Origin of the sequence: Citrobacter sp. RHB25-C09, assembly GCF_013836145.1 — a bacterium.
Classification (GTDB): Bacteria; Pseudomonadota; Gammaproteobacteria; order Enterobacterales; family Enterobacteriaceae; genus Citrobacter_A.
The window spans coordinates 181,699-196,890 of the sequence record NZ_CP057483.1 but is presented as its reverse complement, the minus strand read 5'-3'; the positions used below and the strand labels follow the sequence as shown (position 1 = coordinate 196,890).

Below are 15,192 nucleotides of genomic sequence, written 5' to 3'. Positions count from 1 at the left end.
CCCCTTACTTCTTATGCCGAATACGCGGGTTCACCACGCCGTACAGCAGGTCGACCAGCAGGTTGACGAGAATAATCATCGTCGCTACCAGTAACACCCCACCCTGCACTACTGGATAATCACGGCGTTGCAGCGCATCAATCAGCCAGCGTCCAAGTCCAGGCCACGAGAAAATGGTTTCGGTCAGAATGGCACCCGCCAGCAGCGTGCCCACCTGCAGGCCGATAACGGTCACGACCGGCAGCATCGCGTTACGCAGGGCGTGAATGATGATCACACGCATGCGGGTCAACCCTTTGGCGCGCGCGGTACGGATGTAATCTTCACCCAAAACTTCCAGCATCGACGAGCGGGTCATACGCACAATGACTGCCAGAGGAATGGTGCCAAGGACCATTGCGGGCAGGATCATATGCGCCAGCGCGTCAATAAAGTTGCCCTCTTCACCCCAGATAGCGGTGTCGATCAGCATAAAGCCGGTGAGAGGGTTGGAGTCATCAAGGAACACCATGTCGCTCACGCGCCCGGAGACTGGCGTCAGGTTCCAGTGTACGGAAACCAGCATGATGAGCATCATGCCCCACCAGAAAATAGGCATGGAATAACCAGTCAACGCAAGGCCGACAGCGGTGTGATCGAAAATAGAACCGCGCTTCACGGCGGCCAGAACACCGACGGGAATGCCGACAGCGGTCGCAAAAATCATGGCGCAGACACCGAGTTCCAGCGTCGCTTTAAAGCGAGGCACAAACTCTTCCCACACCGGTAAACGGCTCTTCAGCGAGATGCCTAAGTCACCATGCATGACCCCCCAGATATAATGGAGGTACTGTTGCCACATCGGCTTATCAAGACCGAGCTCCGCCAACAGTTGAGCATGACGCTCAGGGGAGATACCACGCTCACCTGCCATGATCATCACCGGATCGCCCGGGATCATATGGACAAAAGCAAAGGTGAGAAGGGTGATACCGATAAACGTGGGGATGACGAGTCCCAAACGTCGGAGAATGAACTGCAACATAACCCGGATTCTCTCTCATGACGCACGGCCTGGAACCGTGAGTCTGTATTGCTCACAAATCTTATCCCACGCAAAACGCATCGCGGGTAAAGCATTACGCCGGATGGCGCTGCGCTTATCCGGCCTACAAAAGGCCGGGGCGCAGCGCTTCCTTAATTGCTTTTAATTATTCAACAGAGACGTTTTCGAAGTGGTGTTTGCCCAGCGGATCAACCACATAGCCTTTGACTTCTTTACGCACTGGCTCGTAAACGGTGGAGTGAGCGACGATCAGCGCCGGAGCCTGGTCATGCATCACTACCTGAGCCTGTTTGTAGAGTTCGACACGCTTGTTATGGTCGTCGGTTGCGCGCGCCGGCTGAATCAGATCTTCAAACGGCTTGTAGCACCAGCGAGAGTAGTTGGAACCGTCTTTCGCTGCGGCACAGCTGAACAGGGTCGCGAAGAAGTTATCTGGATCCCCATTATCACCGGTCCACCCCATCATAACGGCCTGATGCTCACCCGCTTTGGCGCGTTTCAGATACTCGCCCCACTCATAGGTCACAATCTTGGCCTGAACGCCAATCTTCGCCCAGTCTGCCTGAACCATCTCTGCCATACGGCGAGCGTTCGGGTTGTACGGACGCTGTACCGGCATTGCCCACAGCTCAACGGTAAAGCCTTTATCCTGACCGGCTTCTTTCAGCAGCGCTTTCGCTTTTTCCGGATCGTAGCTGTAGTCTTTAACGTCGTCGTTATAGCCCCACATGGTTGGCGGGATCAGGTTTTTCGCGGCAACGCCTGCACCCTGATAAACGGCTTTGATGATGGCTTCTTTGTTTACCGCGTAGGTCAGCGCCTGACGAACTTTGACGTCATCAAACGGTTTCTTCTCGGTGTTGAAAGAGAGGTAGCCGACGTTAAGACCCGCCTGCTCCATCAGGTTGATGTTTTTATCCTGCTTCATGCGCGCGATATCAGCCGGGTTCGGGTATGGCATCACCTGGCATTCGTTCTTCTGCAACTTGGCATAACGCACGGAAGCGTCAGGCGTGATGGAGAAAACCAGACGGTCGATCTGCGGCTTGGTGCCCCAGTAACCTTCAAACGCTTTATAGAGGATACGAGAATCTTTCTGGTACTGCTGCAGCTGGAACGGACCGGTACCGATTGGGTTCAGATCCACTTTTTCCGGCGTACCGGCTTTCAGCATGTTGTCCGCATATTCTTTTGACAGAATAGAAGCGAAATCCATCGCCAGGTCAGCCAGGAACGGCGCTTCCGGGCGCGTCAGCACGAACTGAACGGTTTTATCGTCCACTTTCTTCACTTCAGAGATCAGATCCGGCAGGCCCATCCCTTCGAAGTATTCATAGCTGCCGCCAGAGACTTTGTGGTACGGGTTCTGCGCGTTTTTCTGACGATCAAAAGAGAACACAACGTCATCAGCGTTGAAATCGCGCGTTGGTTTAAATTCTTTGCCATCCTGCCACTTGACGCCCTGGCGCAGGTGGAAGGTATAAGTTTTACCGTCTTCGCTGATTTCCCACTTCTCAGCAAGTCCCGGAATGACTTCAGTGGTGCCGGTTTTGAATTCAACCAGGCGGTTATAGATAGGCACAGAGCTGGCATCATAGGTGGTGCCAGAGGTAAATAACTGCGGGTTGAACCCTTCAGGAGAACCTTCTGAACAATAAACCAGCGTTTTTGCCTGTACGCTTGCTGCGACGGTCATGGCCACCAGGCTCAGACCAAGCTTCAGCATCCCTGACTTCTTCAAGGAAATACTCATTCTTCTGCTCCAAATGTGATGTTGTTGTTTTACCCTTTGCAGTGGGTTTGCACCGCCTGGCCTTTTTTGTTTTTTACCCGGCCGGGTCGGCGATAGAGGTGGGGATTCCGTTCACATAAACGACTGAGTTGCAGCGCGGATTCTCCATGAAATGCCCCTCATGCCCTACAATCTGTCAACAGATTGTGAAAACGTCAATACAGGTGACCGTGATTTACGACAACGGTGAGAATTCACAAACAAAGATTAAAAAAACTTCAACGGGGTATTCTCAGCAGAGAAATTTATGCTACGCGCATAATGCCAGAATAATTGTCTTGATATTACGCAACATTTGGTGATTAACATTTGTGCATATTCCGCAAACTTTTTAAAGAAATGGTGCAGATCTGAGCGATAAATACCATGAACGAGAAGACGCTCAGCGGAAAATGCTAGCCCTACGCCTAAGTAACGCAAAAATAAGATTTATGCTGAGATAAGAAAAGACAATGGAATATGTCACAAAATCGCGAAGGGATAGTGGGAAGTGAGGGAGTTGCCTGATGGCGCTTGCCCCCAGGCCGGATAAGGCGTCTACGCCGCCATCCGGCGATGCCGCGTTTGAGGCGGTAAAATGCCTGATGGCGCTTTGCCCGTAGGCCGGATAAGGCGTCTTCGCCGCCATCCGGCGATGCCGCGTTTGGTGTGCTGAAATGCCTGATGGCGCTTTGCTTATCAGGCCTACTCATGCTGCCCCCGGAGGTTCTCATCCTCTTAGGCTACAGATGCAAAAAACCCTGCTCGTTGAGCAGGGTTTTAAATTTGGTCGGTGATAGAGGATTCGAACCTCCGACCCCTTCGTCCCGAACGAAGTGCGCTACCAGGCTGCGCCAATCACCGAATGCGGGGCGCATCTTACTGCTGAGATGCGCGCCCGTCAATCCCTTAGGGACAAAATGCCTTTTGATTGGCGAGAAAGTCGTCAGCCAGCTTACTGCGCTGCGGCTTTCTGTCCGTCAGGGATATGACACCAGTTGTTGTTCTCGTTGATCCCGCCATTTGGCGAGGTATAACCGAGGCAGCCCATGATGGTGTCGTATAGCTCAACGTGACGGCGCGGGACTTTCATTTCCGCTTTTTTCTTCAGTTGTGCAAACGCCTGCGCATTGGCTGGGTTTTCCAGGTACTTTTCAGACATCCACACCATCATCGGAACGCGGAATTGCTCCGGTGGCGCCATTTCACGCGGTGTCCCGTGCAGATGCTTGTTATCGTTGATGGACTCACCATGGTCAGATGCGTAGAACACAATTGCCTTCTTATCACGGACCTGATCAATCACCGTATCGATAAAATGATCAACATAGGTGATCGAGTTATCGAACGAATTCACCATAACCTCTTTTGGACACTTACTGTCGATGGCGTAGCACTCCGGCTTCCACTGGGCGTACTCACGCGGGTAACGCTGCGTATAGTTGTAGTGAGAGCCTTTGGTATGTAACACAATAAGATGCTTACCCTGTGGGTTCGCCTGTAAAGAGCGGTCAATCTCATTTACCAGCAGCATGTCATCGACAGCTTTGCCCCGGTTGCGCGGTTCAGCGGCAATCTGTTCACGGTAGGCAATATTGTCGGCCATGGTGTTGCTGTAGAACCAAATCTCGCTTTGCATCGCATACAGGTCGGAGCTAAAGCCTAGCTGTTTGAGCACCGCAAAGACGTTTTGCTCTTTCAGCGTGCGTTGAGGGTTATCTTTCGCTCCCCCCTGGCGCACGAACATACAGCGTAGCGATAGCTTGGTCGCCGTGTCGCACGAGTAACCGCGATACATCACCAGATTCTTCTCTTTCGCGAGCTTCGGCGTGGTATCGCGCTCATAACCCAGCATCCCCATATGGTCCCAACGGGTGGTTTCACCAATGATGAAAATGACATAGGTATCGTCCAGATTCTGCGTCGGGGTATAGGTAAATTTCTTCGCCGGATTGATCAGCGATTTGTTGTCCGAGGATTCATCCACCTGCGCCCAGGCATACAGTCCCAACGAAGAGAGCCAGTTTGAAGGCAGGTACGAGTTGGCCAGCACGCCGCCGTAGCTCGGCATATCGACGCTGGCGAGGCGGTCAGCCCGTTTCTGGTGTACTTCGAGAAGGCGGATCGGCCCCCAGACCAGCAGTCCCGCAATCAGAACGGTTAATGCGCTGCGCCAGCGGACTTTTGGTGTGCGAAGTTGACGCCAAAAGGTATCTGTCGCGCGGTTAAACCAAATGAATACCAGCGGAACGAGGCTTACTCCAACCAGCCAGAGGACAAAAGACCAGCCGACAACCTCTTTTGAGAGATCGATATCGGTCGTCATAACGGAGGCGACAATACCGTAACCGATCATGACATTCAGGAAAGTCATGTAATAACTGGCACCGGCGGAGATCAGCACCACCAGCAAAGCCAGAACACGCCACACGCTTCTGCCAAACAAAGACAAAAGGCGTAAAAGAACGAACGTTGCCAGCACAGTGCCAGCCAGTTCAACAACCGCTGCGATTCCATTCCAGACGGTGAAGTTTTGCGCATAACCATCTAATCGACGGAAATAAACTGCGCAATTCATAAACAGACCAATATAGATAGCGAGCAAGAAGCTAAGCTTTTGCTGCGATATCGACTTAATGTATTTCATGCAAACAAGCCCTGGGAATCGAGGGTAAATACCACTTGCGCCAAGGTTAATTAAACCGGGCAGGTAACGTTGCGAAGGTAGCCAGAAATGGAAAATCTACACGTGCGCGGCTAAGTAGACCACAAGAGAAGGGAAAAGTGGCAGCAGAGTGTGTGATCGAAGAAGAATTTTACAAAAAAATCAAGTTTGAAAGCGGAATAATCATACTAATGAAATCAATAAAGCCAGCGGGTCCGCTGGCTTTTTTGGGAACTCAACGCCTGTCAGGCATGTGCCATTTCCAGCACCGCGCGTTTCGGCTGACGAATCGTGGTGGATAGCGCCAGAGAAAGAATCAGCAGTGCGAAGATGACGCAGAAGGTGACATAGAAACCGCCAAACAGCGAGGCGATAATCGAACCGCAGATGCTGCCAATCCCAAAGCCAAGATAAATTACACCGTAGTTTTTCGCCAGGTTGTTCAGGCCAAAGAACTCGCTGACCAGCGACGGAAAGACAGTAATCGTACCGCCGAAGTTGAAGGCGACGCAGGCAATGGCGGCAAAGAAGGTCATCGCATTCAGCGGCGCGAACAGCAGCGCGGCCATCCCCACCAGCGACACCACCTGACCAAGAGTGATAACGCGGATACGGGAAATTTTATCCGACAGGATACCCAGCACCAGGCGGCCGGACAGGTTAGCGATGGAGATTACCGTCACCGCGTTTGCCGCTGAAGCAACATCCATATGCGCCAGTCCCTGCGCGATATCTTTCGCTACGCCAATCACATACAGCCCGCTCATGCAGGCCGTCAGGAACATGACCGCCAACATCCAGTACTGAGGTTTGCGCATGGACTGCGCCAGCGTGTAGTCATTTTCCACGACACCATTTTTCGTTTTCACTTCCTGATTCGGCGCATCGGTCATCAGCAGCGAGCCAAAGACAATCATCACCAACACAATCGCGCCCCAGATGACGAAGGTATTTTCCAGGCCCACGGTTGCCAGTAGCTGACTGTCGATAAATTTGAACCCCAGACTGCCCAGGCCATAAGAACCAATAGCGAATGCAGAAATCAGCCCTTTGCGTTCCGGAAACCACTTCACACAGTTGGAGAGCGTTAACAGGTAGCCTGCGCCATCCGCCAGGCCGACCAGTACCCCGGCGCTTAGCCACAGCATCATCAGGTTATTAGAGTGCGCTGTCAGGAAGAACCCCAGCCCCAGCAGGATCCCGGAGGCCATCGTCACGCGCTTTACGCCGAACCGTTCCTGTAATTTACCGGCCACGGACGAGGAGATCGCCAGACCTAAACTCAACAGGCCGAACGAGAAGGCGACCTGGCTGACAGGCTCACCTAACTTCTCAGAAAGCACACCATTAAACAGGCTCCAGGTATAGACGGAACCCAGTGCAAACTGAGTAATGATGGTGCCGATAAGGGTTAACCAACGGGTACGCTGATAGGATGATGTTTTCATGGCAGTGTTCCTGCATAAACAAAAGGGAAATTCTCTGCCGACAACCATATCGAATTGCAGTTTATGCAGGGAGAAAACGGCATGAAGTGCCGTCAGCGCGGAATGAATTGCCTGGAAAACGGAATGAATGACGAGACAGCATTCACCAAACTAATTATTTACGCCCAGTGAATATCCACTATCGCCCTATAACATGTTGTTTATAAGTGTAAAATGTAAATGACAGGTTAAAATCTGGCGCTCACCCCCATCGTATAAAGGTAATCGGTATCATTCGTCGTATTTTCAGCCTGTGAGAGTGCGGCATAAGCCGCGACATGAGGGTTGAGCAACATATCCGCGCCAAGAGTAACGTCAAGCCAGTTACTGTCCTGCGTTGTCGCCGCCATACGGCTCAGTCCCGACTGTGCTTTCCAGATATTGTCGCCAAACTGCTGGTTGTAACTGATTTGCGCCCACGGTCGCACTTCGCCAAATTGCGAATTCACGCGCCAGCCGAACGTACTCACGCTGGCATGCCATAAGGGATCGGCAGAGGGGTTGGCGATGCTGTCGCCATACTCGTTATAGATAGAGGTGGTTGTACCATCATAATGGACAGCCGCAATCGGCCCGGTGGTAATACCGCCAGGAACAGGAATATTCCAGCCCATGCTCATCCCGCTGTTCGCTTCGTTCGGCGTTGCGTCAGCAAAACTCACGATTAAGCCCGGCGCATTTTGTGCCGTTCTGATACGCTCAGCCAGAATGTCGTCATAGCTTGGTTGGTGATCGCTGTCCCATGTATAGCGTTCAACCGTATCTCCAGGTGCAGCATCAACGATATATTCTTGTTGCCAGGCCTGAACGGTGTTGATGGAAAGCGAACAAACAGCCACAATCGCCAGGAGAGTCATTCCCCGGCGACCACTGCGTTTTATTATCATCATCAATGCGACTCCGAAAGAGAGCCGAAATCGGCGATATTATTTCATTGTTAATAATAATCACAGGCAAGAGCCCTTTATTAAATATTATCTTTTTCGCTGGCACGTCAAGGCGGTAGGAATGATATTTTTATATCGATTCAGAGAACGAGGGAGAATATGGAACGTTGCGGTTGGGTCAGTCAGGACCCGCTTTACATTACCTATCATGATGAAGAGTGGGGCGTTCCCGAAACGGACGGGAAAAAGCTGTTCGAAATGATCTGTCTGGAAGGTCAGCAGGCAGGCCTTTCCTGGATTACCGTATTAAAGAAACGCGAGAATTACCGCGCTAATTTCCATCATTTTGATCCCGTTCGCGTCGCGGCAATGCAGGAAGAGGATATTGAAAGATTACTGCTGGACGCCGGAATTATTCGCCATCGCGGGAAGATTCAGGCCATTATTGGCAACGCCCGCGCCTGGCTTGCCATGGAACAAAACGGCGAACCCTTTGCTGACTTCGTCTGGTCGTTTGTGAACCATCAGCCTCAGGTTAGCTATGCAGCCACGCTCAGTGAGATCCCGACATCAACCCCAGCGTCAGACGCCCTGTCGAAGGCGTTAAAAAAACGGGGCTTTAAATTCGTTGGCACCACAATTTGCTACTCCTTTATGCAGGCCTGCGGATTGGTAAATGATCATATCACTGGCTGTTTTTGTCATCCGGGAGAAAAACATGATTCGCGAGTTCCATAGTTCCGACATCACCTCGATTATGGCGCTATGGCTGGAAAGTACGATCTATGGCCATCCTTTTATCCGCGAAAGCTACTGGCGCGAAAGCGAGGCGGTTGTACGCGATGTCTACCTGCCCGCAGCAAAAACGTGGGTCTGGGAAGAGGATGGTGACGTTAAGGGCTTTGTGAGCGTGCTTGAAGAGCGCTTTTTAGGTGCGCTGTTTGTCGCCCCGAATGCCTTTAACCGGGGGGTTGGCAAAGCGCTGGTGCAGTGCGTGCAGCAGCGCTATAACCTTCTTAGCCTCGAGGTGTATCAAAAAAACCTGACGGCGGTAAATTTTTACCATTCGCAGGGTTTTAGGATTGAAGACAGCGCATGGCAGGAGGATACCCAACATCCGACCTGGATCATGAGCTGGGAGGCGGGTTAAACGCCGTCAGCGTCAGCTCGGGTCCGCTGTATTTTTCCAGCCACGCCAGCGCCGTATTACCGGCGCATCCGTTCCCCAAACGAGAACTGGACAGGTCTTTGGTGAGGACATTGACCGCCCCGTTTTTGCAGATGCCCCCTGCGGAGAGATCCAGGTCCGGCCATGCGCCTTCATGAATGCAGATCACGCCCGGTTTGATGCCTTCACTGATCGTAGCCCCCGCCAGAATTTGCCCTCGCGCGTTCCACAGGCGTACCACATCACCGTCACGAATCCCCCGAGCCTGAGCATCCAGGGGATGGATCGTGATCGGCTCGCGATCCGCCACGGCGTACTGCTCACGCAACTGACTATAGTTGAGTTGGCTATGCAGGCGATGCGCGGGGTGAGCCGATAAAACCTGTAATTGCCCTGCTTGCGCATTGCCGTGCCACTCATCCGGCTCCAGCCACATCGGGTGACCCGGACAATCTGCGTAGCCGTATCCCGCAATTCGCTGCGAGAATATCTCGATTTTGCCACTGTCTGTTTTCAACGGATGCGTCTGCGGGTCACGCCGGAAATCAGCAAAACGGACAAACTGCGCGTTGGCCGGGTTTTCCGGCATCTCAATTAACGCGTTCGCGTCCCAGAACGAAGCAAATGGCGGTAACGTCACCTGCTGGCTGGCCCCGCGCTGCCCGGCAATGTTGTAAAACGTTTCCAGCCACGCAAGTTCACTTTTACCTTCGGTGAAGCGCTCCCGACCGCCGCGCTCCCAACGCTCGCTGAGTTCCGCAAAGACGTCAAAATCATTGCGCGCCTCGCCCTGCGGGGGCACAACCTGCTTCATCGGCACCAGATGCTGGTTGCTGTAATCGCCGGTCATGGTGAGATCGTTACGCTCAAAGGAAGTCGTAGCAGGCAGCACAATATCGGCATGCTTCGCAGCGGCGGTCCAGAAGCATTCGGAAATCACGACCAGTTCAGGCTTTTGCCAGGCGCGAATCAAGCGGTTGGTATCCTGATGGTGAGTAAAGTTAGCCCCGCCAGCCCACCAGACGAAACGGATATCCGGAAAGTGGCGATCCATTCCGTTGTGCTGATAGGGAGAACCCGGATTTTCCAGCGCTTCCACAATGCGGGCCACCGGGATTTTATCCACGGCATCGGTGCCGCCGGGCACGCTGCCCTGCATGGACGCAAGTACCGCAGCACGACGCGTGGGGTTGCCGCCGTTGGCAAAATGATATGAAAGGCCAAACCCACCGCCGGGCGTGCCAATTTGCCCCAGCATGGCGGCAAGGGTGACAATCATCCAGTGCTTCTGCTCGCCAAACTGCTGGCGCTGCATTCCCCAGCCGGCCATGATCATCGTGGTATTTTTGTGAAAAACCTCCGCCAGTTCGCGGATCTTAGCCGCCGGAAGGCCGCATATCTCAGCCGCCCATTCCGCCGTTTTACCAATCCCATCACTTACGCCCAGCAGGTACTCTTCGAAAATAGCGTAACCCGTGGTGCAGCGCGCAAGGAACGCCTGGTCATGCCAGCCGTTTTCCACCAGCGTATGGGCGATACCCAGCATCAGCGCGACGTCGGTGCCCATATGCGGCGCAATCCATTCCATCTTGTCGCCGAAGAAATCGACGCTCTCCGATCGCATCGGATCGATACAGATCAGCCGCTTTCCACTTTGGCGTAGCGCGTCAAAGTAAGGAATGCCCTGCTCGTCTGAAGCATTCCAGGCAATTTTTAGCGTATTTAGCGGGTTGGCGCTCCACAGCACGACGACATCGCTGTGTTCAAGCACCAACGGCCAACTGGTCTGCTGCTGGTAGACCTCGCTGCCGCCCACCACGTAAGGCATGATGGCCTGTGCCGCCCCGGTAGAGTAGTCGCCCAAATGGCCGGTATAGCCGCCTGCCAGCGACATGTAGCGCTGCAATAGCGTCGCGGCTTTATGCAATACGCCATTGGAACGCCAGCCGTATGAACCGGCAAAAATCGACGATGGGCCATACGTGTCACGAATGCGTTTATGCTGCGAGTGAATCAACGTCAGCGCCTCATCCCAACTCACCCGCACAAATTCATCCTGTCCGCGCACGCCCTGCGGCTGGTCCGGAGAAGCGAGAAAGCCTTTGCGCACCATCGGAAAACGTACCCGGGTATTGCTGTGTACCTGGTCACGAACCACCGTTTGCAGCGAGTTTGGGTGTGAAGCGGGTAGCGCCCCACGGGAAGAGAACACGGTCTTACCGTCGGTTTCAACAAGAATGGGGCCCCAATGGGCGGCGGTTAAAACCGAATAATGCGTCGTCAAGATGGGCGCTCCTGCAAATAGGCTGATTTATTGCTCCGTTCAATGTTACTTACAAATTTCAGAGAGATCCCTGGAATTTTCTTCATCTTCACACGGCATAATCTAGCGCCACGCTGGTTGTGGCAAAAATAAGAAAGTCATAAAGGAATTAAGATGAAGAAACGTGTATTAGTGATTGCCGCTATCGTGAGCGGCGCCCTTGCGGTATCTGGCTGCACCACCAACCCATACACCGGAGAACGCGAAGCGGGTAAATCCGGCATCGGCGCGGGTGTAGGTTCACTGGTCGGCGCGGGTATCGGCGCACTCTCCTCCTCGAAGAAAGATCGCGGCAAAGGCGCGCTGATTGGTGCGGCAGCAGGCGCCGCACTCGGCGGCGGCGTGGGTTACTACATGGACGTTCAGGAAGCGAAACTGCGTGACAAAATGCAGGGGACCGGTGTGAGCGTGACCCGCAGCGGCGATAACATCATCCTGAATATGCCGAATAACGTCACCTTCGACAGCAGCAGCTCAAGCCTGAAACCGGCGGGCGCAAATACGCTGACCGGCGTGGCGATGGTATTGAAGGAGTACCCTAAAACTGCCGTCAATGTGACAGGTTACACCGACAGCACCGGCGGGCAGGATTTGAATATGCGTCTTTCACAGCAGCGTGCGGACAGCGTCGCCAGCGCGCTGATCGCTCAGGGCGTCGCCGCCAACCGTATCCGCACCAGCGGGATGGGCCCGGCTAACCCAATCGCCAGCAACAGTACCGCGGAAGGTAAAGCACAAAACCGTCGCGTTGAGATCACCCTAAGTCCACTCCAGTAATATTTTGTGCCGGATGGCGACAAACCGTATCCACCTCGTAGGCCGGGCAAGCGAAGCGTCCCCGGCACTCGCAGCCGGATGACGGCTACGCCTTATCCGGCCGACAAACGCCGTTCCCCAGGCCCGGTAAGCGAAAGCGCCACCGGGCAAAAGACTTGATTAGCCAGATTTTCGCGCTAAGGTGTTCTCACTTTCTGACGAGATAACCCCTATGGCAAAATCAGCGCGCCCTACCATCAGCGATGTCGCAAAAGCGGCCAAAACCGGCAAAACCAGTATTTCTCGCTATCTTAATGGTGAAAAACATCTGCTCTCTGACGCCCTGTTGGCGCGCATTGAAAAGGCCGTTGCCGAACTCGATTATCGTCCAAGCCTGATGGCACGCAGCCTGAAACGCGGCCGCACCCGTCTGATTGGTTTGATTATTGCCGACATTACCAACCCCTATTCCGTCAATGTATTAAGCGGTATCGAAGCCGCCTGTCGCGAAAAAGGGTTTACTCCGCTGGTCTGTAATACCAACAACGAAGTGGATCAGGAGTTGCACTATCTCGACCTGCTGCGCAGTTATCAGGTTGAAGGCATTGTGGTGAATGCGGTGGGGATGCGCGAAGAGGGGTTAAACCGCCTGCAACAGTCGGCGCTGCCGATGGTGCTAATTGACCGTAAAATCCCTGATTTTGCCTGTGACGTCGTCGGGCTGGACAATACACAGGCGGCCACCACGGCCACCGAACATTTAATTGAACAAGGCTTTGAGGCCTTGTTGTTTCTCAGCGAACCCCTGGGCATGGTCAACACCCGTCGCGAACGCCTGGCCGCCTTTCGTGCAACGGTGGCGCGCTATCCGGGCGTAGTGGAGGAAAATGCGGAAGTCCCGTTGACCGAAAATACGCAAATGGACAATACCCTGCGTCAGTTTCATCAGCAGCATCGGGGAATGCGTAAAGCGGTCATTTCCGCCAATGGTGCGCTCACGCTGCAGGTCGCCCGTTCGCTAAAACGCATTGGCCTCAACTGGGGCAGCGACATCGGCCTGCTGGGGTTCGATGAACTGGAATGGGCCGAGCTGGCGGGCGTTGGGATCACCACCCTGAAGCAGCCGACGTGGCAGATTGGCTATGCCGCGGTAGAGCAGGTCGTTAGCCGGATCGAAGGGGGCAATGGCGCCATTCATGAGCAGGTTTTCTCCGGCGAGCTAATCGTTCGCGGTTCTACCGCACGTTAATTCCTTCGTGATGGCGATCATAATTTCAGCGAATGCGACTTTTCTTTGGAACCGGTTCCATCTAGCGTAATAACTATAGCGTTAGAACAGGAGTTCCCATGCAGAGAAAAATTATGGTCGTCACCGCCGCGTATGGCTATGACACTGTCCGTAACGCAGGCGGACAAACGGCAATGCTGCCGGTGATTGCCGGCGCGGGTGCCGACGGCGTCGAAATCCGTCGCGAAATGTTTACCGACGCTGAACTCAGCGCGCTTCCCACCCTGGCCTCGGCCATTGAAATATTTGATCTGCTGGCCTGCTACTCCGCCCCGCAGCCGCTGTTTCTGGAAAATGGCACGCTCAACCCACAACTCCCAGCGCTTTTGCAGGAAGCACAAACGCTGCGCGCGCTGTGGCTGAAAGTTTCGCTGGGACATTTTATCGATGCTACACCGTTCGACACCCTACGCGACTGGCTGGAAAGTAGCGGCATGGCACTGGTGGTGGAAAACGACCAGACCCCCTGTGGACGTCTTGAGCCTATGCAACGCTTTAATGCAGCCTGTCAGCAACAAGCACTGCCGATATCCCTGACCTTTGATATGGGTAACTGGCTCTGGGTTGGCGATTCGCCGGAAGAGTCGGCCCGCCAGTTGTCTTCGTCAGTCGGCTATGTCCATGTGAAAGCCGCCACAGCGCATAACGACAGCTATCGCGCCGTTCCCCCGGACAGGGCAGACCCGCGCTGGCTGGAACTCCTCGAACACCTTCCCGGCGACGTACCGCGCGGTATTGAATTCCCGCTGGAAGGCGCGGACCTGACCGCTGTCACCCGCCGCTACGTCGAATTATTGCGTAAGGAGTAAGGCATGAAAAAGGCCCTGGATGTGATCACGATAGGCGAAGCGATGGCGATGTTTGTCGCCACGCAGACCGGCGAACTGGCAGACGTTGAGCAGTTCATAAAGCGCGTTGCCGGCGCTGAGCTGAACGTCGCCACCGGGTTGGCGCGGTTGGGTATGAACGTGGGCTGGGTGAGCCGCGTAGGGAATGACAGCTTTGGGCGCTTTGTCATTAACTCGCTGAAAAAGGAGGGGATCGATACCCGGGGAGTCACTGTTGATGAGCGTTTCGCTACCGGCTTTCAGCTAAAATCTAAAGCCGGAAATGGAACCGATCCCATTGTGGAGTATTTCCGTAAAGGTTCTGCGGCCAGCCACCTTTCGATTGCCGATTACAACGAAACATACTTTTCCAGCGCCCGCCATCTGCACCTGAGCGGCGTTGCGGCAGCGCTCTCAGCCAGCTCCTATGAACTGCTGGCGCATACCGCGCGCACGCTGAAGGCTCAGGGCAAAACGATCTCCTTCGACCCGAACCTGCGCCCGGTACTGTGGAAGAGTGAAGCCGAAATGGTGGAGAAACTTAACCGCCTCGCGTTCCAGGCCGATTGGGTGCTACCAGGCTTTAAAGAAGGAATGATTTTAACCGGACAGCAGACGCTGGAAGGCATCGCGGATTTTTATCTGCGTCATGGCGTTAAGGCCGTGGTGCTGAAAACGGGGGCGGATGGTGCCTGGTACAAAACCGCTGACGGCGAGAAAGGCTGCGTTGCTCCGGTAAAAGTCGACAATGTCGTCGATACGGTTGGTGCGGGTGATGGCTTTGCCGTTGGCGTTATTAGCGCCCTGCTGGAAGGTCGCTCGCTGCATCAGGCCGTGACTCGCGGTAATAAAATTGGCGCGCTGGCCATTCAGGTTCAGGGCGACAGTGAAGGCTTACCCACGCGTGACGCGTTAGGTGAATAACGTCACGAAATGATATTGCCCCCTGTACCCTTCAAACAGCGGCGGCTAACA

12 protein-coding genes and 1 tRNA gene are annotated in these 15,192 nt (G+C 54.0%); 6 read left to right on the top strand and 7 right to left on the bottom strand.

Translation table 11 applies throughout. The annotated features are described in order from the left end of the window. Window positions 1–4 precede the first annotated feature (4 nt). The 6 genes from dppB to HVY19_RS00850 all read right to left on the bottom strand — a co-directional run bounded on the left by dppB (window position 5) and on the right by HVY19_RS00850 (window position 7,858). On the bottom strand, window positions 5–1,024 hold the full coding sequence (dppB, locus tag HVY19_RS00875; RefSeq protein WP_181682563.1) for a dipeptide ABC transporter permease DppB: 1,020 nt from the start codon (window positions 1,022–1,024) through the stop codon (window positions 5–7). A 166-nt stretch (window positions 1,025–1,190) separates the two neighbouring features. Continuing rightward, window positions 1,191–2,798, bottom strand: coding sequence for a dipeptide ABC transporter periplasmic-binding protein DppA (gene dppA / locus HVY19_RS00870; RefSeq protein ID WP_181682562.1), 1,608 nt, complete (start codon window positions 2,796–2,798; stop codon window positions 1,191–1,193). 805 nt (window positions 2,799–3,603) lie between these two features. Beyond that, window positions 3,604–3,680, bottom strand: a tRNA-Pro gene (locus tag HVY19_RS00865). A gap of 91 nt (window positions 3,681–3,771) precedes the next feature. After that, window positions 3,772–5,463 carry a kdo(2)-lipid A phosphoethanolamine 7''-transferase gene (gene eptB / locus HVY19_RS00860; protein WP_181682561.1) on the bottom strand — a complete coding sequence of 564 codons (1,692 nt, stop codon included), beginning with the start codon at window positions 5,461–5,463 and terminating at the stop codon, window positions 3,772–3,774. Window positions 5,464–5,726: 263 nt separating this feature from the next. Then, on the bottom strand, window positions 5,727–6,929 hold the full coding sequence (locus HVY19_RS00855; protein ID WP_181682560.1) for an MFS transporter: 1,203 nt from the start codon (window positions 6,927–6,929) through the stop codon (window positions 5,727–5,729). Between the two features lie 227 nt (window positions 6,930–7,156). Then, on the bottom strand, window positions 7,157–7,858 hold the full coding sequence (locus tag HVY19_RS00850) for an autotransporter domain-containing protein (RefSeq protein ID WP_181682559.1): 702 nt from the start codon (window positions 7,856–7,858) through the stop codon (window positions 7,157–7,159). 156 nt (window positions 7,859–8,014) lie between these two features. On the opposite strand from HVY19_RS00850, the gene tag reads away from it, so the two are divergent. Both tag and HVY19_RS00840 read left to right on the top strand, forming a co-directional pair. Further along, window positions 8,015–8,593 (top strand): DNA-3-methyladenine glycosylase I, encoded by a 579-nt coding sequence (gene tag / locus HVY19_RS00845; protein WP_181682558.1) that lies wholly within the window; start codon window positions 8,015–8,017, stop codon window positions 8,591–8,593. Further along, window positions 8,574–9,005: an N-acetyltransferase gene (locus HVY19_RS00840; protein ID WP_181682557.1), complete on the top strand. Its 432-nt coding sequence runs from the start codon at window positions 8,574–8,576 to the stop codon at window positions 9,003–9,005. The genes tag and HVY19_RS00840 overlap by 20 nt, the downstream gene beginning before the upstream one ends. On the opposite strand, the gene HVY19_RS00835 is transcribed toward HVY19_RS00840, so the two are convergent. Beyond that, a complete protein-coding gene (locus tag HVY19_RS00835; RefSeq protein WP_181684192.1) occupies window positions 8,983–11,310 on the bottom strand; it encodes a molybdopterin guanine dinucleotide-containing S/N-oxide reductase in 2,328 nt (775 codons plus the stop codon). The two genes, HVY19_RS00840 and HVY19_RS00835, sit on opposite strands and share 23 nt — an antisense overlap. Window positions 11,311–11,460: 150 nt before the next feature. On the opposite strand from HVY19_RS00835, the gene HVY19_RS00830 reads away from it, so the two are divergent. From HVY19_RS00830 to HVY19_RS00815, 4 genes are all read left to right on the top strand, one after another. Next, on the top strand, window positions 11,461–12,123 hold the full coding sequence (locus tag HVY19_RS00830; protein WP_181682556.1) for an OmpA family lipoprotein: 663 nt from the start codon (window positions 11,461–11,463) through the stop codon (window positions 12,121–12,123). Window positions 12,124–12,334: 211 nt separating this feature from the next. Continuing rightward, entirely contained in the window at window positions 12,335–13,351 is a 1,017-nt protein-coding gene (locus tag HVY19_RS00825; protein ID WP_181682555.1) for a LacI family DNA-binding transcriptional regulator, read from the top strand. Between the two features lie 98 nt (window positions 13,352–13,449). Next, window positions 13,450–14,199: a sugar phosphate isomerase/epimerase gene (locus HVY19_RS00820; protein ID WP_181682554.1), complete on the top strand. Its 750-nt coding sequence runs from the start codon at window positions 13,450–13,452 to the stop codon at window positions 14,197–14,199. A gap of 3 nt (window positions 14,200–14,202) precedes the next feature. Further along, window positions 14,203–15,141 (top strand): sugar kinase, encoded by a 939-nt coding sequence (locus HVY19_RS00815; RefSeq protein WP_181682553.1) that lies wholly within the window; start codon window positions 14,203–14,205, stop codon window positions 15,139–15,141. The last annotated feature ends 51 nt before the right edge of the window (window positions 15,142–15,192 follow it).

Excerpts from the sequence above, each read along its gene's own strand:
- dppB (WP_181682563.1), bottom strand. The coding sequence starts at position 1,024 with ATGTTGCAGTTCATTCTCCGACGTTTGGGACTCGTCATCCCCACGTTT.
- dppA (WP_181682562.1), bottom strand. The coding sequence starts at position 2,798 with ATGAGTATTTCCTTGAAGAAGTCAGGGATGCTGAAGCTTGGTCTGAGC.
- eptB (WP_181682561.1), bottom strand. The coding sequence starts at position 5,463 with ATGAAATACATTAAGTCGATATCGCAGCAAAAGCTTAGCTTCTTGCTC.
- HVY19_RS00855 (WP_181682560.1), bottom strand. The coding sequence starts at position 6,929 with ATGAAAACATCATCCTATCAGCGTACCCGTTGGTTAACCCTTATCGGC.
- HVY19_RS00850 (WP_181682559.1), bottom strand. The coding sequence starts at position 7,858 with ATGATGATAATAAAACGCAGTGGTCGCCGGGGAATGACTCTCCTGGCG.
- tag (WP_181682558.1), top strand. The coding sequence starts at position 8,015 with ATGGAACGTTGCGGTTGGGTCAGTCAGGACCCGCTTTACATTACCTAT.
- HVY19_RS00840 (WP_181682557.1), top strand. The coding sequence starts at position 8,574 with ATGATTCGCGAGTTCCATAGTTCCGACATCACCTCGATTATGGCGCTA.
- HVY19_RS00830 (WP_181682556.1), top strand. The coding sequence starts at position 11,461 with ATGAAGAAACGTGTATTAGTGATTGCCGCTATCGTGAGCGGCGCCCTT.
- HVY19_RS00825 (WP_181682555.1), top strand. The coding sequence starts at position 12,335 with ATGGCAAAATCAGCGCGCCCTACCATCAGCGATGTCGCAAAAGCGGCC.
- HVY19_RS00820 (WP_181682554.1), top strand. The coding sequence starts at position 13,450 with ATGCAGAGAAAAATTATGGTCGTCACCGCCGCGTATGGCTATGACACT.
- HVY19_RS00815 (WP_181682553.1), top strand. The coding sequence starts at position 14,203 with ATGAAAAAGGCCCTGGATGTGATCACGATAGGCGAAGCGATGGCGATG.